Source organism: Chryseobacterium sp. SN22 (assembly GCF_008329705.1).
Classification (GTDB): Bacteria; Bacteroidota; Bacteroidia; order Flavobacteriales; family Weeksellaceae; genus Chryseobacterium.
Genome location: NZ_VTSX01000025.1, coordinates 15063 through 33233, shown reverse-complemented (window position 1 = coordinate 33233; position 18171 = coordinate 15063). Strand labels below are relative to the sequence as shown.

General features: G+C 40.5%; 22 protein-coding genes. 9 read left to right on the top strand and 13 right to left on the bottom strand.

Going from position 1 to position 18171, the window contains the following annotated elements:
• The first annotated feature begins 34 nt into the window (after positions 1-34).
• Together FY557_RS16190 and FY557_RS16185 are read left to right on the top strand one after the other, a co-directional pair.
• Positions 35-526: a dihydrofolate reductase gene (locus FY557_RS16190; protein WP_149248285.1), complete on the top strand. Its 492-nt coding sequence runs from the start codon at positions 35-37 to the stop codon at positions 524-526.
• 87 nt (positions 527-613) lie between these two features.
• Positions 614-1183, top strand: coding sequence for a DUF2892 domain-containing protein (locus FY557_RS16185; RefSeq protein ID WP_149248284.1), 570 nt, complete (start codon positions 614-616; stop codon positions 1181-1183).
• Between the two features lie 49 nt (positions 1184-1232).
• Here the strand turns inward: FY557_RS16185 and FY557_RS16180 are convergent, their stop codons facing one another.
• From FY557_RS16180 to FY557_RS16160, 5 genes are all read right to left on the bottom strand, one after another.
• The gene (locus FY557_RS16180) at positions 1233-1790 is read right to left on the bottom strand and encodes a hypothetical protein (RefSeq protein WP_149248283.1); all 558 of its coding nucleotides are present in this window, start codon (positions 1788-1790) and stop codon (positions 1233-1235) included.
• Positions 1791-1974: 184 nt separating this feature from the next.
• Positions 1975-2607 (bottom strand): trimeric intracellular cation channel family protein, encoded by a 633-nt coding sequence (locus tag FY557_RS16175; protein WP_149248282.1) that lies wholly within the window; start codon positions 2605-2607, stop codon positions 1975-1977.
• Positions 2608-2708: 101 nt separating this feature from the next.
• On the bottom strand, positions 2709-2879 hold the full coding sequence (locus FY557_RS20400; protein ID WP_262713551.1) for a four helix bundle protein: 171 nt from the start codon (positions 2877-2879) through the stop codon (positions 2709-2711).
• Between the two features lie 113 nt (positions 2880-2992).
• Positions 2993-3457 carry a pantetheine-phosphate adenylyltransferase gene (coaD, locus tag FY557_RS16165; RefSeq protein ID WP_149248281.1) on the bottom strand — a complete coding sequence of 155 codons (465 nt, stop codon included), beginning with the start codon at positions 3455-3457 and terminating at the stop codon, positions 2993-2995.
• A 5-nt stretch (positions 3458-3462) separates the two neighbouring features.
• A complete protein-coding gene (locus FY557_RS16160) occupies positions 3463-4449 on the bottom strand; it encodes a D-alanine--D-alanine ligase (RefSeq protein WP_149248280.1) in 987 nt (328 codons plus the stop codon).
• A gap of 153 nt (positions 4450-4602) precedes the next feature.
• Here FY557_RS16160 and FY557_RS16155 point away from each other — a divergent pair, with 153 nt between their 5' ends.
• From FY557_RS16155 to murI, 5 genes are all read left to right on the top strand, one after another.
• On the top strand, positions 4603-5709 hold the full coding sequence (locus tag FY557_RS16155) for a PASTA domain-containing protein (RefSeq protein WP_149248279.1): 1107 nt from the start codon (positions 4603-4605) through the stop codon (positions 5707-5709).
• 73 nt (positions 5710-5782) lie between these two features.
• On the top strand, positions 5783-6856 hold the full coding sequence (locus tag FY557_RS16150; protein WP_185151751.1) for an RluA family pseudouridine synthase: 1074 nt from the start codon (positions 5783-5785) through the stop codon (positions 6854-6856).
• Positions 6857-6907: 51 nt separating this feature from the next.
• Positions 6908-7858, top strand: a complete 951-nt coding sequence (locus FY557_RS16145; RefSeq protein WP_146942975.1) for a type IX secretion system membrane protein PorP/SprF — start codon at positions 6908-6910, stop codon at positions 7856-7858.
• 53 nt (positions 7859-7911) lie between these two features.
• Positions 7912-9036 (top strand): radical SAM family heme chaperone HemW, encoded by a 1125-nt coding sequence (gene hemW, locus FY557_RS16140; protein ID WP_149248278.1) that lies wholly within the window; start codon positions 7912-7914, stop codon positions 9034-9036.
• A gap of 65 nt (positions 9037-9101) precedes the next feature.
• A complete protein-coding gene (gene murI, locus FY557_RS16135; RefSeq protein ID WP_149248277.1) occupies positions 9102-9932 on the top strand; it encodes a glutamate racemase in 831 nt (276 codons plus the stop codon).
• Between the two features lie 193 nt (positions 9933-10125).
• Here the strand turns inward: murI and FY557_RS16130 are convergent, their stop codons facing one another.
• The 4 genes from FY557_RS16130 to FY557_RS16115 all read right to left on the bottom strand — a co-directional run bounded on the left by FY557_RS16130 (position 10126) and on the right by FY557_RS16115 (position 13633).
• The gene (locus FY557_RS16130; RefSeq protein WP_149248276.1) at positions 10126-10479 is read right to left on the bottom strand and encodes a hypothetical protein; all 354 of its coding nucleotides are present in this window, start codon (positions 10477-10479) and stop codon (positions 10126-10128) included.
• 12 nt (positions 10480-10491) lie between these two features.
• Positions 10492-12504: a toxin glutamine deamidase domain-containing protein gene (locus FY557_RS16125; RefSeq protein WP_149248275.1), complete on the bottom strand. Its 2013-nt coding sequence runs from the start codon at positions 12502-12504 to the stop codon at positions 10492-10494.
• Positions 12461-12886 (bottom strand): hypothetical protein, encoded by a 426-nt coding sequence (locus FY557_RS16120; RefSeq protein ID WP_149248274.1) that lies wholly within the window; start codon positions 12884-12886, stop codon positions 12461-12463. Before FY557_RS16120 ends, FY557_RS16125 begins: the two co-directional genes overlap by 44 nt.
• 144 nt (positions 12887-13030) lie before the next feature.
• Positions 13031-13633, bottom strand: coding sequence for a nitroreductase family protein (locus tag FY557_RS16115; protein ID WP_149248273.1), 603 nt, complete (start codon positions 13631-13633; stop codon positions 13031-13033).
• 84 nt (positions 13634-13717) lie between these two features.
• On the opposite strand from FY557_RS16115, the gene FY557_RS16110 reads away from it, so the two are divergent.
• Complete coding sequence (locus FY557_RS16110) at positions 13718-14071, top strand: winged helix-turn-helix transcriptional regulator (RefSeq protein WP_149248272.1); 354 nt, start codon at positions 13718-13720, stop codon at positions 14069-14071.
• Here FY557_RS16110 and FY557_RS16105 read toward each other — a convergent pair whose 3' ends face one another.
• From FY557_RS16105 to FY557_RS16090, 4 genes are all read right to left on the bottom strand, one after another.
• A complete protein-coding gene (locus FY557_RS16105) occupies positions 14072-14659 on the bottom strand; it encodes an RsmD family RNA methyltransferase (protein WP_149248271.1) in 588 nt (195 codons plus the stop codon).
• Positions 14660-14727: 68 nt separating this feature from the next.
• On the bottom strand, positions 14728-15444 hold the full coding sequence (locus FY557_RS16100) for a DUF3822 family protein (protein WP_149248270.1): 717 nt from the start codon (positions 15442-15444) through the stop codon (positions 14728-14730).
• Between the two features lie 18 nt (positions 15445-15462).
• On the bottom strand, positions 15463-15957 hold the full coding sequence (locus FY557_RS16095) for a Smr/MutS family protein (RefSeq protein WP_149248269.1): 495 nt from the start codon (positions 15955-15957) through the stop codon (positions 15463-15465).
• A 54-nt stretch (positions 15958-16011) separates the two neighbouring features.
• Positions 16012-16509: a metallophosphoesterase family protein gene (locus FY557_RS16090; RefSeq protein ID WP_149248268.1), complete on the bottom strand. Its 498-nt coding sequence runs from the start codon at positions 16507-16509 to the stop codon at positions 16012-16014.
• Between the two features lie 86 nt (positions 16510-16595).
• On the opposite strand from FY557_RS16090, the gene FY557_RS16085 reads away from it, so the two are divergent.
• Entirely contained in the window at positions 16596-18140 is a 1545-nt protein-coding gene (locus FY557_RS16085; protein ID WP_149248267.1) for a serine hydrolase, read from the top strand.
• The last annotated feature ends 31 nt before the right edge of the window (positions 18141-18171 follow it).

Genomic DNA, 18171 nt, shown 5'->3' with positions numbered 1-18171 from the left:
AAATTATGTGCTAATTTTGTAAAAATTTATTTTAATGACAACAATTGTGGTGGCCATGGGAGAGAAGAACGAGATCGGTTTTGAGAACCAATTGCTCTGGCATCTTCCGAAAGATTTAAAACACTTTAAAGAGATCACTTCGGGACATCCGGTGATCATGGGAAGAAAAACGTATGAAAGCATAGGGAAACCGCTGCCCAACCGTACCAATATTGTTGTGTCCCGGAAAACCGATTGGTTCGAAGAAGGAATTCTGATTGTAGGAAGCATCAAAGAAGCCATGAAGTTTGCCAAGAAAATCGATGAGGAAATTTTCATCATCGGAGGCGGAAAAATCTATGAGCAGACAATGGATATTACGGACCGGCTTGAGGTAACGCTGGTGAAAACAGAATTTGAAGCGGATACCTATTTTCCTGCGATCGACCCTAAAGTCTGGAAAAAGACCGACGAAATCTGTTATGAAAAAGACGAAAAGCATCAATATGATTTCTGTTTCCATACCTATGAGAAAATTAATGTTTAAAGTTCCGGCTTCAAAGTTGAGCATTAAATCTTAAACCCTTAACATTGAACCTGAAATTTATTATCTTTGCACTTCTAAATTTTACGAATGAATAAATATATAAAAATTGCCGTTGCGGCAGTTCTTATCCTTTCAGGACTTTACCTGATGATCTTTACAAGAAGCCTGGGATGGGGAATTGTTGTTTTTCTTTTAGCAGCACTGCCTGTTCTTATTTTCTTTAAAAACGAATACATCCTTTTGGCTTTCTGGCAGTTGAGAAAGCAGAATATGGAAAAAGCCGGTGAATGGCTGAAAAATATTACAGATTACAGAGCACAGCTTCATAAAACCCAATACGGATATTATCATTATCTGATGGGATTAACCAATGCCCAGGACCATCCGACCAAAGTGGAACCTTTTATGAAAAAAGCGCTGGAATACGGGCTGAACATGAAACACGACAGAGCCATGGCTACGTTGAACCTGGCTGCAGCAGCAATCTCCAAAGGCAGACGACAGGAGGGGCAGAAGCTATTGGATGAAGCTAAAAGACTGGATAGTGCCGGAATGATGACCGATCAGATTAAAATGATGAAAGACCAGCTGAAAATGCCGACCATGCAGAAGCACATGCACAATCCGAATATGAGAAACAGAGGAAAATTCTCTTAATAAAGAACTTTATAAAAATAAAGGGCACCTGATTATTTAGGTGCTCTTTTTATTTTGTGAATTCAGGCGGGGGAGGTGGTTCCGGTGATTTGAAGAACGTATCTTCATGATAAATTTTTTGGCGAAGCAATCCAAAGCGATCCAATTTTTCAAATTTATCTTCTAAGCCGTCATCATAAAAAGATTTTGATTGAGCTTTGTTCTTGTAATAAATGACAACAAGAGGTGAGTTTGTTTCTGTTTTTGGTTTGTCTTCTTTGCTTAAGTATTTAAAATAATTCTCAAAAGACGGTCGATTTTTATTTCTTATGTTGTATACTATTTTTGGTAATGTCTGTTCTCTTTTTTCAAATGAACTTATTTCCGAATAGGTCTGTAGAAATACGGTGTCTTTGTGTTTGACAAAAGTATATAATTCATGAGATAAAAATAAACAAGCTGAATGATTTACCTTTACTTCAAGGGTATCCCCATTCTCCATTTTGTCTGAAAATTGGTACAGATCTCTTTCTAAATCAAAACTGCTTTTGTGTGTACAGGAGAAAAGTATCAAGAAGATTATCAAAGAAATGAGATTTTTCATAAGCTCAATTGGATTTGATGACATTTGTTTAAATTTCAATCAGTTACTAAAGTTTAGTCAGGATGTAAGCAGATTTTTCCAAGACTTTACTAATAATAAGATCAGATATTTAAAATGATTCATTTTGATATTGATCAGAAAAACTTCCCGCGTCCATCATCTGTCTTCCAGCCCATTAATCCGGGTTCTATTTCGGGAGTATGTAAAATTACATCTCTGCATTATTTTCGTACCCATAAAATTTCGGGATCTGCCAATGGTATTTCACAGCTAAGGTCCGGATCGAAACGATCAGCAGGATGGTAAACACCTGAACGATGGTATACGTCAGCGTTGTAAATTTGGTCAGTAATAAAAAGACTGAACCGCCCAAAATACAGGCGGTGGCGTAAATCTCTTTCCTGAAGATCAGGGGAATCCTGTTAAGCAAAATATCCCGGATGATCCCGCCAAAACAGCCGGTAATCGTTCCCAGTCCGATACAGATCAGGGGGTGAATGTCGGCATTCAGTCCTTTCTGAACACCGATGATGGTGAACAGTCCAAGCCCTAAACTGTCGAAAATAAATAAGGTCACCCTGAAGTTTTTCTCAAAGGATTTAAAAATCATTGTGAAGATACTCGTCAGGATAATCAGGGCGCAGGTCAACAGGTCATGCATCCAGAACACCGGAATATCCAGCAGGAGATCCCGCACGGTTCCGCCGCCTACCGAAGTAACGAAGGCGATAATCAGTACCCCGAACGGATCCAGGCGTTTCTGCATCGCAGCAAAACTTCCCGACATCGAAAAGGAGATCGTTCCAAGGACTTCTATGGCAAAATTGAACTGTTCGTGCATTTTTTTATGGGTAATGAGCAATAATGCTCCTCTTTATATATTTTAGAATAATTTAAATTTATACAATGTCATTATTTTTGCCAATTCATCACATTCCTGTTTTAAATGATTTTTTCAGGATTTAAATATTCAAGTTCTTCAACAGGCTCCAGCCAGAACTGGGTTTCGTCAATTTCTTCAGCGACAATACACATTTTGGCAAACTTTTCTTTTTCAGACCTTGCCCTGGAAACCGCTCTGTAACTGGCTGCGACAGAAGTTGAAGATCTGATGATTTGTTTTCTGATTACTGAAAAGATCTGATCACGGCAATAGAAAAGTGCTGGGTCCTGTCTCTAAAGAATGGATTAAAATCCATACGTTAAAATTACTAATTACCCATCACTCATTTCTCGACCCTTACAGAATCCGGTACCAGCAGCTCGTATTCTCCGCCATGGTTGATGATTTCCCGCACGATGCTGCTGCTGATGAAGGATTTTCCGGAGGAGGTCAGCAGGAATACCGTTTCCAGCTTTTTATGGGCGAGGGTTCTGTTGGTGTGGGCAATGGCTTTTTCAAATTCGAAGTCGGCGGGGTTTCTCAGGCCTCTGATGATGTACTGGGCGTTTTTCTCAAAACAGTAATCAACGGTGAGTCCTTCAAAAAAGTCGACTTCCACATTTGGGAATTCGGCCACTGAGTTCTGGATGAATTCAATTCTTTTGTCCAGCGGAAACATGTATTTTTTCTGGGAATTCTGCCCGATGGCGATTATCAGCTTATCAAAAAGCGGAGCCGCTCTTTCGATGATATCGTAATGGCCTAAAGTAATCGGATCGAATGAACCCGGGAAAACAGCAATTTTCATACGTTTTAATTTTTAGATAAAGCTTTTTCAACTTCATTTCCGCAAAGATCTGCGATAGAAATCCCGTAAATCTTAGCCTGCTGCGGAAGGATGCTGGCAGGGGAAAATCCGGGATTGGTATTCATTTCAAGCATATACGGAATACCATCCATCAGGATGAATTCACTTCTGGAAAAACCGCTCATGCCCAGAGAATTATAGGCTCTTTTGGCAATTTCTTCAATACGGATCCTGGTTTCGTCATCGATGCGGGCAGGGGTAATCTCTTCGGAAGCCCCTTCATATTTCGCTTCGTAGTCGAAAAACTCATTCTGAGGAACAATTTCCGTAATTCCCAGGACGATGGTCTCTCCTTTATAATCAATAACGCCTACTGAAACTTCCATACCGTCCAGAAAGCTCTCAATTAAAATTTCATCATCTTCTTTAAAAGCCATCTCCGTTGCTGCCAACAGTCCGGACTTTTCTTTCACTTTTGAAATCCCTAGGGAAGACCCGGATTGGTTGGGCTTAACGAAAACAGGCAACCCAAGGCTTTCTATAACTTCATCAACATTGATATCCTCTCCTTTTCTTAAATAAACACTTTTTGCAGAAGGGATTCCGTATTTTGAAAGGACGGCTAAAGTATCTTTTTTATTAAAGGTCAAGGCACTCTGGTAAAAATCGCAGCCGGTATATTTCTGCCCGATTGCATCCCAATAGGCCTGAAGGATTCCGTTTTCGCCCGGCGTTCCGTGGATGATGTTGAAGCAGACGTCAAACCGTAAAGTATCCTGATGATTCGGCGTTACGGAAAAATCTCCTTTGTTGATAGCATGTTTCTGATTATTTTCATCTAAAAAGTACCATTCGTCTTTAAGGATAACTACTTTATATACATCGTAAAGATTTCGGTCTAAAGAATCATAGATTAATTGTCCGCTTTTTAATGATACGACGTATTCGTCAGAATAGCCTCCCATTACTACGGCAACTTGTTTTTTGCTCATTTTGTCTAATATCAGTTAAGCAAATTTAATGATTTTATATAACGGATAAATGCAAATCCGGAAAAATTCAGGTCAAAAGTGAAATGTGTTAAATAAAAAGGACATTCTAAAATTATTAATTATATTTGCTGTCTAATTATAGTCATTTTGAGCATGCTTAAATCACTTTTCAATTGGAAAGTTTTACTGAACTTAATCGTAGCCATCGGTGTTTTTGTGGGGTTGGTCTGGCTTACGTTCCGTTGGCTGGAGTACCATACCCATCACGGTCAGGAAATTCCCGTTCCAAATATTGTTAATAAATCTGTACAGGAAGCCATTAAAGTATTGGATGATACAGGATTGGAATATGAAGTGGATAGTGCTGAATATAACCCTAAATACAGGCCGTTTCAGGTTTTACAGGTATATCCTATTCCGGGTTCCCGTGTAAAAGACGGAAGAGCAATTGTCCTGAAAGTAAACCCGAGAACATGGGCTAAAGTGGAAGTTCCGGATGTCATCAATAAATATTCAGGGCTTGCTTTCCAGCGATTGGAGCAGGTAGGACTAAAGGTAGGCGATACCATTTATGAACCGAGTATTCAGAAAGATGCGGTGATCCGTATTTTATATAACGGCAATGAAGTAAAACCTAAAACCAAGCTGGCGCGATTCTCCACTGTTGATGTGGTGATCGGTTCCGGGCCGCTGCGGAATATTGCCATTCCGAATGTAGTAGGATTAACGGTGAAGGAAGCGAGACAGGTCATTGCCCGAAGCATGTTTGAGGTAGGGCTTGTAGATCATGAAGACGGCAGCAAAGACGAATCGGATGTTATTTACTATCAGGATCCGGCAGCAGGGGATGTCCGTGACCAGGGGATGCAGATTGATCTCTGGGCAAGTAAAAGGACCCTGGCAGAATTAAGTGCCAAGATTGAACAGCTGAACTCCACTTACAGGATGAAAGTGGATACGGCACTTCCTCCGGTACAGTATCAGGAGATGCCGGTACGGGAAGAATCAAGCTCCGATATACCGCCGCCGGCACCGAGAAGGGAGACCACGAGACCTTCCTCTGAGGCACCGAAAACGGAAACGCCAAGAACCAATACAAGGCCGGCCGTTTCAGCAACGGAAACCAACAGGCCCAAAACCACTTCTTCGGTGAGCGGATCCGGTGCTGCTTCCGGAACAAACAGCAATAAGCCTGCAACATCGGCGGCAACGCCAAAACCTGCTGAAAAGCCAAAGGCTAAAAAACTAGTAATAGAATAATCTATAAACTATTATAAAAATACAGGCTTCAACTTTCATTATGTTGAAGCTTTTTGTATAAAAGATCAAATAAATGGCAGAAGATAACGAAGATTTTTTCGATGAAGAACTATTAGACCAGAACAGTATCGGAAACATTGATATTGATGAGGAAAATAAAGGGCTGTACGAACACCTTAAGATCACGGTGGATAAAAACCAGGAACCGCTAAGGATCGATAAGTTTTTACTGATCTTCCGCCAGAATTCTTCAAGGAATAAAATTTCGCAGACGTGCAGAGCCGGGAATGTCGTGGTTAACGGAACTGCTGTAAAACAGAATTACCGCGTCAAGCCGGGAGACCAGGTCTCCGTGCTTCTGGCCCATCCTCCGAGAGAAAATGTAATTGTCCCTCAGAACATTCCCATCAATATCGTATACGAAGATGATGATCTGATCGTGGTAGATAAAGAGCCGGGAATGGTGGTCCATCCTGGATTCGGAAACTGGGACGGAACACTGGTGAATGCTTTGGCCTATCATTTCGAACAGAACGGGCAGAAATCGGATCTGGACCGGGTAGGGCTGGTTCACCGGATCGATAAAGATACCTCCGGACTGCTGGTGATTGCAAAAACCGAATTTGCTTTAAGCTTTCTGGCCAAACAGTTCTTCGACCGGAAAACCAAAAGGCTGTACTGGGCCTTTGTCTGGGGAAATGTACAGGATAATGAAGGGACGATCCGCGGCCATATCGGACGCCATCCGAAAAACAGGATGCAGATGCATACCTATGAGGACGGAAGCCAGGGAAAGCATGCCGTAACGCATTATAAGGTGTTGGAAAGGTTCAGATACATGACCTGGGTAGAGTGCAAACTTGAAACCGGAAGGACCCACCAGATCAGGGCACACTTCAAGCATATCGGCCATACACTGTTCAATGACGAAAGGTATGAAGGCCATACGCCGCTCCGCGGAGTGAATCTTCCTAAGTATAAGCAGTTTATTAAAAACGTATTTGAAATTCTGCCCCGGCATGCGCTTCATGCCCATACTTTAGGATTTATACATCCCACTACCAGGAAAGAATTATATTTTGAAAGCCCAATGCCGAAAGATATGGCGGATGCTGTAAAAAAATGGAGAAATTATTTAGAAAACTAAAAATATATTGAGAATTTTTTTATATTTGTTGAATTGAAATCAAGATTTGTTATGAGAAAACTATATGCTATCGTATGTTTAGCTCTTTTGTCAAATGCATACAAAGCACAAGAAACTTTACCGTACTATCAACAATATCTTTTAGATGGTGAGTTTTTGTTCAACCCGGCACAATACGGAAAGACCGACTATGTGCAGCTTAATCTTAACTATCAGCAGCAATTTTCGAAGTTCAGTGAGTCTCCCAACGTACAATCGGTAGGGATCAACGCGAACATCTTTGATAGGGTAGGAGCCGGTCTGTCTGTATTCAGAGACAGCAACGGGCCTATTTCTGCGGGCGGTATTACGGCGGGTGCTTCATATTTTATTCCTCTTAGCAGCGAAGGAGACCGAAAAGACCAGTTCTCATTCGGTACCAGCGTGAGTTTCTACAACATGAATTTTGATTATTCAAAGATTAATACACAGGATGCTTCGGATCCTTTATTACAGGGAAGCGAAAGCAACATCTTCATGGCTTATGCCAATTTCGGGGCACAGGCTACTTACCGAAACATCTTTGCCGGGGTTTCTGTAAACGATATCGCGCTTACCAACGACGAAGCGATCGTGAACGGACGTGAGCCTTCTCCGATCAAGTTTTTCTTAAACTTAGGATACGACTGGCACATCGGGGATAACATCTATTTTACACCTTCTGCATTAATCAACCTTAATACGAACTCAACAAGAACGATCGATTACAACTTAATGGCAACGTTCTTCAATGATATCAACGCTTTCTCTTTCGGGGTAAGCTACCGTTCCGTTCAGAACAGATTCGACAGCCAGCAGCTGCAGATTGCACCGGTGGTAAAAGTAAGATTCAACAAATTCATGATCGGAGCTACCTATAACTTAGGATTGTCTGATATCCAGCAATACGGAGGAAACAGCTTTATGATCGGGTTAGGGTATAACTTCGACAACTTCATTAACCACAGAGGTTATAGATATTAATTGATTTAATTTAAATACATTTGAGCTCTGAATTTTTTCAGGGCTCTTTTTTTATGATCTATATTCACATTCCCTTTTGTAAGCAGAAATGCAGCTACTGCAACTTTCACTTTTCCACATCTTTGAATTTCAAGGATAACATGCTGGCTGCAATGAAGAAGGAAATTTTTCTCAGAAAAAATGAACTGCAGAATAAAAGCTTGCAATCCCTTTACTTCGGTGGCGGAACACCGTCGATCCTTTCTGCAGATGAAATAAAATCTCTGATCGACGAGGTGATGAAACATTTCAGTTTTGAAAAGGATATTGAAGTCACTTTGGAAGCCAATCCGGATGATCTGGATAAAAACTTTCTGAAAGGTTTGTCCGGTTCCCCGGTCAACCGGCTTTCCATCGGAACCCAGAGTTTCTTTGAAGCGGATCTGAAACTGATGAACCGGGCGCACACGGCGAATGAAGCAGAAGATTCCATTAAAAGGGCACAGGATTTCGGATTTGAAAATTTAAGCATCGATCTCATTTACGGCTCGCCTACTTCCAATCTGGAAATCTGGAAAGAAAATCTGCATAAAACCATTGCTCTCGAAGTTCCTCATATTTCTTCCTATGCCTTGACGGTAGAGCCTAAAACCGCCCTGGATAACTGGATCTCCAAAGGAAAGGTCGTAAGCCCTAAAGAGGAAGAGCAGAACAGGGAGTTTTATTACTTATCGGATTTCCTGAAAGACCATGGTTTTGAACATTATGAAGTCTCCAATTTTGCGAAGCCCGGCTTTTATTCAAGACATAATTCTTCATATTGGAAGTATAAGGAATACCTGGGAATCGGGCCGTCTGCCCATTCGTACAACGGAGTCGATATCAGAAGCTGGAACGTAGCCAACAACCCGCAATATATTAAAAAACTGGATGCCGGTCTTTTGGCAAAAGAAGAGGAAATCCTTTCCCGGGAAGACCAGTTCAATGAAATGATCATGATCGGCCTGCGGACGATCTGGGGCGTTGATCTCGGAAGCTTACAAGCAAAATTCGATGATCGGATCCTGGAACATTTCCAGCGTGAGATTAAACAGAAGCTGGGTGAAGAAATCCTCGTCATTGAAAACAACCATCTGAAAATTCCGGAAAAGCATTGGTTTATGGCGGACGGGATTGCTTCGGACCTGTTTATCGTTTAAATTAATTTCACGTCCTGTTTTACGTGACAAAATTCCTTATTTTTGTATAAAATTTCAGACTTACTTTGAAAACTAAAAAACAGGATTATGCTCATCTTTCACCGAAGCAGCCCATCGGAATTTTCGACAGCGGGGTGGGCGGATTAACGGTAGCCAAAGAAATCAAGCGGCTGCTCCCTCATGAAGACCTTATTTATTTCGGGGATACCAAGCACCTTCCTTACGGGGAAAAATCGCGCGAAGCCATTATCGAATATTCTACGAAGATTACCAACTTCCTGCTGGAACAGAACTGCAAAGCGATTGTTATTGCCTGCAATACGGCAACGGCAAATGCTTTAAACGAAGTGATGCAGTCGGTGGCGGGAAAAGTACCGGTTATCGACGTTATCAATCCTGTGGCGGAAAAGGTGTCTTACGAAATTCATAACAATGTGGGCGTGATTGCAACGAAAGCCACGGTAAATTCCGGGCTGTATAAGAAAAGCATCCGGAAGCATAACAAATGGATCAAAGTGGATGAGCTGGCAACCCCTTTGCTGGTTCCGGCCATTGAAGAAGGTTTCAAAAACCATCCGATCACCCACGCCATCATCTACAATTATCTCAGCAACAGCAAACTGAAGAATATTGAAACGCTGATCCTGGGCTGTACCCATTATCCTTTGTTAATTGACGAAATCAAACAGTATTACGGCAACCGGGTCCGCGTGATCGATTCGCCGAATATTGTGGCTAACCATCTGAAAATTATCCTGGATAAATACAATCTGCTAAATGATCAGAATCCCGATCCGAATTATCATTTCTATCTTTCGGATCTGACGAAAAACTTTGAAAAGATCTCGAAGAAATTTTTCGGTAAAACCATCGATCTGGAACTGAAAGTCCTATAAAAATAAAGCTGTCCCCTGAAGAGACAGCTTTATTTTTTAATTAAATTTATGTAAATCTCTATTCTTTTGCATGCTCTTTCAGATAATCCAAGCCCTTGTGGGTAATGGAAAAATACCATTCGTTTTTATCTGAATCAACTAATTTTTCCTGCTTCATCTGTCATAATCCATATTTTAAAAATGGCCTAGATCTTTAAATATTCACAGGATCAAAAAAGCCATCCTGATCTTCTTCTAATTGTAATAATTTATTTTTATCTTTTTTATATAATTCAATATTTTCCTCAATAGGAACAGCTGTTTTAAATTGATACATATTAAGAGTATCTTTTTCAATAATAATTGGGCCATTCCCAAATAAAAAATTAGAATAATCATCTTTGATATTTTTTATCTGCCAGTGAAATACCCATCCAAAAGGATATTCTTCAGTTTCATCATCATAAATAATAATGTCTGGTTCTCCCAAATTATTCCAGATTCGTAAGTTATTTTCATAATCTACAAATCGTTGCATTTTTGCTTTTGCTTGTTCTTTTGTATACATAAAATTTATTTTTTAATTTGTTGGCAAAAATTTATAATAATCATAAACTAATTTTGCTCGTTTTCCCGTCTGTCCGTCAAAATATTTAATTATTCCTTTTTCATTGAAAACATTGAAAACATGTCCTTCATTCTTTCCTTTTCTAATACCTGCGACTATACCTCTTTTCCCGGGCTTTAAATCTTTTACCAGATTATTTAAGTCCGTTGTCCATTCTGAAAACTTTGCTTCAAATTCAGTTTCCAAAACTATTGGCGCAGTTCCTTGCTCAAAAGAAGTATAGTTTTCCCATTTTCCATGTCTAAATCTTCTTTGTACAGTGTAAGGCAATGCTGAAGCCGGTCTTCCATCTAATGTAGCGTCAACTGCTATGGCACAGTTTACGCAATTATATCTCCCCTCTTTTAAATTAATCTTCCAAATTGAAAATAATTTTTTACTTGCCCCACTGAAAACTACTTCCTCCAGTTGCCTTTCCGTCTTCCAAAAATTATCTTTCAGAAAAATTCCTGCTTCACTGGCATCTGCCACCGTAACCAATTTACCATTATAATAAATCTCATACAGATTATCGCCAGCTTTTTTTACTGAGATTTTTCTTTTAGCGAGCTGTTCCAAGATATAGTTTGTATCAGCATCTTTTCCTAGAAAGGGTTTCAAAAGCTTCTTTAGTAGTCCGTTTTTCTCACCAGCCAGAACTACTTCTTCAATGACGTTCTCTGGGTTTCTAAGTTTGTATGCTTGAAGTTCTTTTATCAGTTTCTCCAGTTGCTTCGTAAAAATAAGATAATTTACTTTTACATCTTTTAATTTCTTGATTGTTTCCAAAAGAGCCGGATCGTGGATAATAATTCCTTCAATCATCACTACACTTAAAATTCCTGCTCCTACCAAAGCATATATCGTATCCCAGTTTTCCACGAACCATTTTCCGCCCGGCAAATCAGAAATCCATTTTTTTACATCCTCATTCATTAACGCCAGATCAATACTTGCCAAACCGAGATCTGCAATTGCCAATACAGAGAGATTGCCCGTAAGTCCCATCGTCATAAATCCAGGAATAATGGCAAAAATATCTCCGCCAATACGGATGTTCTCCATGACTTCAGCCCATTCTTCCTCATCGGCGATCGCCTTTATAAACAAAGCGGTTACCAGGTTTGCTTTTTCCTGTTCTTTATCTGTAAAATGAACTAAATTCATGGGGTGATATAAATAACCCGGGTCCACATTTTCAGATGACGTCTGTGTTTGTTCAACTGTACTTCCTCCTTTACCGAATTCATCTGTTTCTCTTTGTTCGATGGTTTTGGTAACTGTTTTTTTCTGTTGAAGAAAAATAGCATTCTTATAATCGAAATCCCAGTCGAAACTTATAATTCCTTTAATTGTATTAAGGGTATCATTCAATTCCAGGATATTACTTTCTATAAGATAGCCATTCCCATTGAGAAGTGCATTTTTAGTTACTTTCGTTTTGGAATTGGCATCTCTTTGGGCAAGTATATTCAGGACGGAAGCAAAAAGAATACGGTTGGATTTAGGCTGTCCCAATACTTCCGAATGCCCATCCAGATTATCATAAATTTCGGTAAGCAGTTTGGGGTTTTTCCAGAAATAATCGGCTGCCTCCTGAAATTTTCTAAACATTCCCATTACTTTTATTAAAAGTGAAGTCGTGTCTTTTGTCCAGCTAAACCATCCTGTGTCATCTTCTTGTGTTAATATTTTCAGATGATTGACAACGACATCGGTAGGAAGATGGATCTTCATTATAAAACCGATCGGCAAATCTCCATATACTTTATACAAGTCATCTGCTCTTGCAGAACTTTCTAGAAAGTGGGTAAATTCTTTGATAAAAAACAATGAGGCATCGTAATCTGTTTCTACATTTCCATATCTCAGATAAAGTAAAAGATCCTTATATTCTGCAAAAGAGTGTGTCCTCAGTTCTATGGCATCCTGCCCGGTATCTTCATATCGAAAATGTAAGGCAATAGGTAAGCTTGTCATCTTCATCAAAAAAAACTTCCATACGCGGTGTATCTGATCCTATATTTTGGGAAACTTTTACCTTTCCGTTTTTAAGATAGAGCTTCGCTGAAAGATTAATATGCTTTTCACCGTCCATGATATAGGTTTGCACTATATCCCGAAAATATTCCTTGAATACATAGGACATATATTTTCCTTTACCTTCATTATAACTTAATCTTAGATCTCCGAGTAATTGGGTAAGGTTAATATATTCATCATTTTTAATTTCAATTTTTTCTGAACTTTGCAGTCCGAAAATTCCTTGTAGCAGATTTTGATTACCTTTAAATCCTTTGTTTACCTCTTCAAAAGACAAGATTTTAAATCCTGATAAATCCCCGAATTCGTCTTCAAATTTTTCCATTTTCTTGTTTTCATTTAGTTTTTTATACTTTTTTGAAGCAAATGTAAATGGGGGGTAACGACAAAACTCGTCGTATTATTTTTTATTAAAAAAATAAGAGCTGCCTCATTTCTGAAACAGCTCTATACTTTAAATGAATAAAATTTATATTTCGAGAATTATCTCATTACAATCCAGCCGGTTTTTCGGCGTAAGAGCAGGCTGGTTCGTATCTTCTTCCGATCTTGTTCCGATGGTTACGGCAAATAAAGTCTCGTATTTTTCATTGCGGATGATCTCATCGTATTTATCGTTTTCAATCCCTTCCATGGGGGTGGAATCCAGTCCCATTTCGGCACAGGCGGAAAGCAGTACGCCCAATGACAGGTAAACCTGATGGGCCATCCAGGATTTGATGAAGCTTTCCCCTTTGGATTTTACAAAATTTTTATAGTAATTGATAGATCCTTCCGGCAGGTATGCTTCGATCTGCTTTTCAAAGTCTTCCGGGTTTTTCAGCACCTGAAATACGATCAGCAGGTTGCTGTTGGTTACTTTATCATTGTTCCAGTAGGAAGCATCGGCGAGTTTTTCCCGGTTTTCAGAAGATTCGTTGACAAAAACAAAATTCCACGGCTGGCTGTTGATGGAAGACGGGCTCAGCTGTAAAATATCTTTCAGCTGCTGTACCGTCTCATCGCTGAGGGTGCCGTTCGGATTATACTTCTTTACGGTGTATCTCGATTTCATTTTTTCTAAAAAGCTCATAATTTTAAACTATATTTTTTATAGTTGCAAAACTATTGTAAGTTTTATACATTTGCAATAACGGTAAAAAATGATAGTATAAAAATGTATACGATAGACGACAAAACATATCCATGCTGTACCAGCGTAACCATGAAATTCATCGGAGGAAAGTGGAAGGCGGTAATTCTTGTTCATCTTATGGACGGGCCGAAGCGGTACAATGAGCTCAGGAAGCTGATTCCCACCATTACGGAACGGACGCTGAGCCTGCAGCTGAAACAGCTGGAAGAAGACCATGTGATCAACAGGAAAGTATATACGGAGAAACCGCCGCTGATGGTGGAGTACACCCTCACCGATTTCGGGAAGACCCTGTCCCCGGTAATTCGTGAGATCACCAAATGGGGCATTGAAGCGGCACAGGCCTCAAAAAAAATAATCAGGAAAACGTCCTGATTATTCTTCGGTTGCTATAGCCGTTGTATCTTCTTCCTTATTCGGCCTGAAAAAACTGAAACTTACATTTCCGTATTTCCGGGTATCCATGAGGTTCGGATGGTCAAATTTCATCCGGCTTTGGTGTTCAACCACCAGAATGCCGTTTTCTTTTAAATATTTATTGTTTAGCACCAGTGAAATAATTTCCTGGTATTTCTTCTCTTCCATTTCGAAAGGCGCATCAGAAAATACAATCTCAAAAGACTTTTTGTTTCTGAATTTCTTCAGCCAGTCGAACACATCGCCCCGCTGAACATTCACCTGCAGGCTGAATCCCAGCTCTGAAGCGGTGGTATTTAGAAAAGAGGTATGCTTCGGGTTCATTTCCACGGAAGTAATGTCTCCGCAGCCCCTCGAAGCAAACTCAAAGCTGATGGAGCCGATTCCTGCAAAGAGATCCAGCACGGAAACCGACTGCATATCATAAGTGTTTTCCAGAATGCTGAACAGCGCTTCCTTCGCAAAATCCGTGGTCGGCCTTACATCAAAATTTTTCGGAGCCGCTATTTTCTTGGCTTTCCATTTGCCTGAAATGATTCTGTACATAATTGTTGGGTTATAGGTTGATGATAAAGATCCTGACGGTTAAAAAAGATCCGCGGTTTCTTTTCAGCCTAATTTAATATAAAATTTTTATTGGGAACATTATCGAATACAATTTTCATATGCTTTACGAATTTCTGCAATTCTGAAATAAAGGTTTCGTTTTCCGTGGTTTCCCCGTAAGCGAAAAAGTTGGTTTCATTAATGCCGAAACCTATTTTGCTTAACGTAAACATCACGAAATAAAGAAAATCAACCTCCGAATTAACGTCCAGGTTATTGTATAAAATAATTTTTTTATTGTCGATGGCGAAAAATTCACATTGATTGTGGTACAGGTTGATGTGGATTTCCTTGTTGTTTTTATGGTGGATTGAATTCAAAAACTTCTCACCCGAAAAATTGAAATGAACCGGTACCGCCAGTTCTTTGATCTTTTTATAAAAGCTTTTCGGAAAAGTATAATAAAACTGGATTCCGAATTTTTCATTTACCGAAAGCATCAGCTCTTCTTTTTCCTGATCTGCCGGTGCATTGAAGGCGATCAGGTCAAAACCGGCTTCGTGTTCAGAGAATCCTTTGGGCATTAGCGTAAAATGGTTCAGGGCAGAAACCACATGGATTTCATCGAACCGCTGTTTCAGCAGAACATCATCCAGCGTATCGGCTATAAAATTTTCCGGAGACTCTTCGTCTACGAAATATGATTTCTCCTCCGTAATGCTTTTATTTTTAGCAATCTGGTAGATGAGCCCGTCTTTGGTAAAAAGTAAATTGAGTATATTCATAATCTGATTCCTGCAAATTTAGTGAAATTCTACCATTACGGCACCCGATTGATGATGAAGTATTTCCTTGTTGTAAAAATCGATATTGGTCTGGCTTTCCAGGGTATCATATACCATTCTCTGCAAAACCCCGTCTCCGATGCCGTGTACGATTTCCAGTCTTTTCAGGTGGTGCTTCCGGCAGAAGTTCAGGGTTTCCACCAGTTTTTCCTTCTGAATGAAGAGCCTTTCGTAGCTGTCATAATCATTCGGGTTCTTTACCAGGTGATGGAAGTGGAGATCCAGGATCATCGGGGTCTTCTGATGTGCTTTTGAGGTCACTTTCTTCGGCTCCGCTTTTCTGATGACTTTAATGTTTTCATAAAAGTCCGAAATCTTTGGGACCAGCTTTTCTTTCGGGTATTGATAGGTAAACCCGTATCCGTCTTTAAAAACCACGATATTCCCCTTCACCGAAGTAATCACCCCGCTTAAATCCTCATCCACTACCGAAACACGATCACCGATTTTCATAATTTTTAATCTTCAGACAACTAATTTTAAACCTTAAACCTTAAACCTTGAATCTCAGAATTTCGCTCCCAGTTCAATTACTTCCAGATCCTTGATTTCGGCGCCGTCGATCACAAACCGCATCATGGTCCGCATCTTGTGCCATCCCTGTTTTCCGCAGGCTCCGGGATTCAGGTGGAGCAGGTTGTTTTTCTGGTCAAACATCACCTTTAAAATATGCGAATGCCCGGAAATAAACAATTTCGGTGCCTTTTCCGCAATTTCCTGCTTAGCCAGCGGCGTATATTTGCCGGGATAGCCACCGATGTGAATCATCAAAACTTCTACCTCTTCACAGGTAAAACGGCTTACTTCAGGAAATTCGGAACGGATTTTCGCATTGTCGATATTTCCGTACACGCCTTTCAGCGGTTTTATTTTTTCAAGCTGCTCGATCACCTCCATGCTTCCGAAATCACCGCCGTGCCAGATTTCGTCAGCCTGAGCGGCATATTTCAAAATGCGGTCGTCGATATAGGAATGGGAATCGGAAAGGAGCAGGATTTTTGTCATTCAACTGTTTTACCCTGCAAAGTTATGAAGATTTAGTTTTTTATCAGCATCATCTAATATTTAATTAAATTTGAAAAAAATTAAAAATGAAGCAGAAACTTTCTTTTTTCCTTCTTCTGTTGACAGTGGGAATTGCCCAGGCACAGGTGGAAGAGAAAAAGCTGGATGAATTAATTCAGAACACCTTAAAAACATTCGACGTGCCGGGGATGTCGGTCGGCATCATCAAAGACGGAAAAGTGATTTACTCGAAAGGATTCGGCGTCCGCTCTTTAACGACGAAACAGCCGATGAACGACAATACCCTTGTCGGGATCGCCTCCAACTCAAAAGGGTTTACCTGTACCGCACTGGCGATTTTAGCCGATGAAGGAAAACTGAATTGGGACGATAAGGTTTCCCAATACATCCCGGAATTCCAGATGTACGATCCGTACGTTTCCCAGAATATAACGATTAAGGATCTGGTAACGCACCGGGCAGGACTGGGCCTCGGACAGGGAGACCTGATGTTTTTTCCGGAAGGCGGAAATTTAACCGTTAATGATATCGTCCACAATGTACGGTACCTGAAGCCTGAAAATCAGTTCAGGACAACGCTGGACTATAACAACATCATGTTTATCGTGGCCGGGGAAGTGATCCACCGTGTTTCAGGATTAAGCTGGGCAGAATTTATCGAGCAGCGGATCATGAAACCTGTCGGGATGAATTCAAGTTTCGGAAGCTACAACAGGGCCAAAGCCGTAGCCAATAAAATCGATGCCCATGCTCCGGTAGACGGAAAAGCCGTTGCCGTACCCCACGACTGGAATGAAACGGGAAATGCCGCCGGAGGAATTATGAGCAACATCAAAGACATGACCACATGGGCCGAATTCCTGCTGAACAATTTTACCACCAAAGACGGGAAGAAACTGGTGTCGGATAAAAATGTGCAGGAACTCTGGAGTCTTCAGATTCCGGCCGGTGTAGCAGCGAAAAACCCGTACGATACCAATTTTTACGGATATGGAATGGGCTGGTTCTTAAGTGATGTAAAAGGGCATAAACAGGTTCAGCATACCGGAGGATTGATCGGAACCGTAACCCAGTTTACCTTGATTCCTGATATGAAACTGGGAATCGTGGTCTTAACCAACCAGCAGTCCGGAGCCGCTTTCAATACGGTTACCAATACGGTGAAAGATTCCTATCTTGGCATTGCCGACCGCAACTGGCTGAAAACCTATGGCGACCGGATGAAGAAGACGGAAGAAATGTTTGATAAACAGAAGAAGGAAGCATTTGCAAAATCTGAATCCTTTAAGAAAGATAAAAACCTTCAGCCGAAAGCGGAGCAATTTGTCGGAACGTACAACGACCGGTGGTTCGGCGATGTGGAAATTACCCGGCAGGGAAATACAAACCGTATCGTTTGTAAAAGTTCACCGAGATTGAAAGGGGAGCTGCTGCCGTATTCTAACAATTCATTTATTGTTAAATGGGACGACCGGAGCTATGATGCCGATGCGTACCTTATTTTTGATTATGATGAAACCGGAAAGGCGCAGTCTGCCCGATTGAAACCGATCTCCGACGTGACGGATTTCAGTTTTGATTTCGATGACCTGGATTTAAGAAGAAAATAATTCAGAATAGGTATCAACAGAAACGGGCTTC

What these genes read in the sequence shown, in the direction of transcription:
- FY557_RS16105 (WP_149248271.1), bottom strand. Translation starts at nt 14,659, where the DNA reads ATGTACAGAATCATTTCAGGCAAATGGAAAGCCAAGAAAATAGCGGCT.
- FY557_RS16145 (WP_146942975.1), top strand. Translation starts at nt 6,908, where the DNA reads ATGAGAAAACTATATGCTATCGTATGTTTAGCTCTTTTGTCAAATGCA.
- FY557_RS16120 (WP_149248274.1), bottom strand. Translation starts at nt 12,886, where the DNA reads ATGGAAAAATTTGAAGACGAATTCGGGGATTTATCAGGATTTAAAATC.
- FY557_RS16110 (WP_149248272.1), top strand. Translation starts at nt 13,718, where the DNA reads ATGTATACGATAGACGACAAAACATATCCATGCTGTACCAGCGTAACC.
- FY557_RS16100 (WP_149248270.1), bottom strand. Translation starts at nt 15,444, where the DNA reads ATGAATATACTCAATTTACTTTTTACCAAAGACGGGCTCATCTACCAG.
- coaD (WP_149248281.1), bottom strand. Translation starts at nt 3,457, where the DNA reads ATGAAAATTGCTGTTTTCCCGGGTTCATTCGATCCGATTACTTTAGGC.
- FY557_RS16115 (WP_149248273.1), bottom strand. Translation starts at nt 13,633, where the DNA reads ATGAGCTTTTTAGAAAAAATGAAATCGAGATACACCGTAAAGAAGTAT.
- FY557_RS16085 (WP_149248267.1), top strand. Translation starts at nt 16,596, where the DNA reads ATGAAGCAGAAACTTTCTTTTTTCCTTCTTCTGTTGACAGTGGGAATT.
- FY557_RS16190 (WP_149248285.1), top strand. Translation starts at nt 35, where the DNA reads ATGACAACAATTGTGGTGGCCATGGGAGAGAAGAACGAGATCGGTTTT.
- FY557_RS16090 (WP_149248268.1), bottom strand. Translation starts at nt 16,509, where the DNA reads ATGACAAAAATCCTGCTCCTTTCCGATTCCCATTCCTATATCGACGAC.
- FY557_RS16180 (WP_149248283.1), bottom strand. Translation starts at nt 1,790, where the DNA reads ATGTCATCAAATCCAATTGAGCTTATGAAAAATCTCATTTCTTTGATA.
- FY557_RS16095 (WP_149248269.1), bottom strand. Translation starts at nt 15,957, where the DNA reads ATGAAAATCGGTGATCGTGTTTCGGTAGTGGATGAGGATTTAAGCGGG.
- FY557_RS16125 (WP_149248275.1), bottom strand. Translation starts at nt 12,504, where the DNA reads ATGAAGATGACAAGCTTACCTATTGCCTTACATTTTCGATATGAAGAT.
- FY557_RS16155 (WP_149248279.1), top strand. Translation starts at nt 4,603, where the DNA reads ATGCTTAAATCACTTTTCAATTGGAAAGTTTTACTGAACTTAATCGTA.
- FY557_RS16175 (WP_149248282.1), bottom strand. Translation starts at nt 2,607, where the DNA reads ATGCACGAACAGTTCAATTTTGCCATAGAAGTCCTTGGAACGATCTCC.
- FY557_RS16160 (WP_149248280.1), bottom strand. Translation starts at nt 4,449, where the DNA reads ATGAGCAAAAAACAAGTTGCCGTAGTAATGGGAGGCTATTCTGACGAA.
- FY557_RS16130 (WP_149248276.1), bottom strand. Translation starts at nt 10,479, where the DNA reads ATGTATACAAAAGAACAAGCAAAAGCAAAAATGCAACGATTTGTAGAT.
- hemW (WP_149248278.1), top strand. Translation starts at nt 7,912, where the DNA reads ATGATCTATATTCACATTCCCTTTTGTAAGCAGAAATGCAGCTACTGC.
- FY557_RS16185 (WP_149248284.1), top strand. Translation starts at nt 614, where the DNA reads ATGAATAAATATATAAAAATTGCCGTTGCGGCAGTTCTTATCCTTTCA.
- FY557_RS16150 (WP_185151751.1), top strand. Translation starts at nt 5,783, where the DNA reads ATGGCAGAAGATAACGAAGATTTTTTCGATGAAGAACTATTAGACCAG.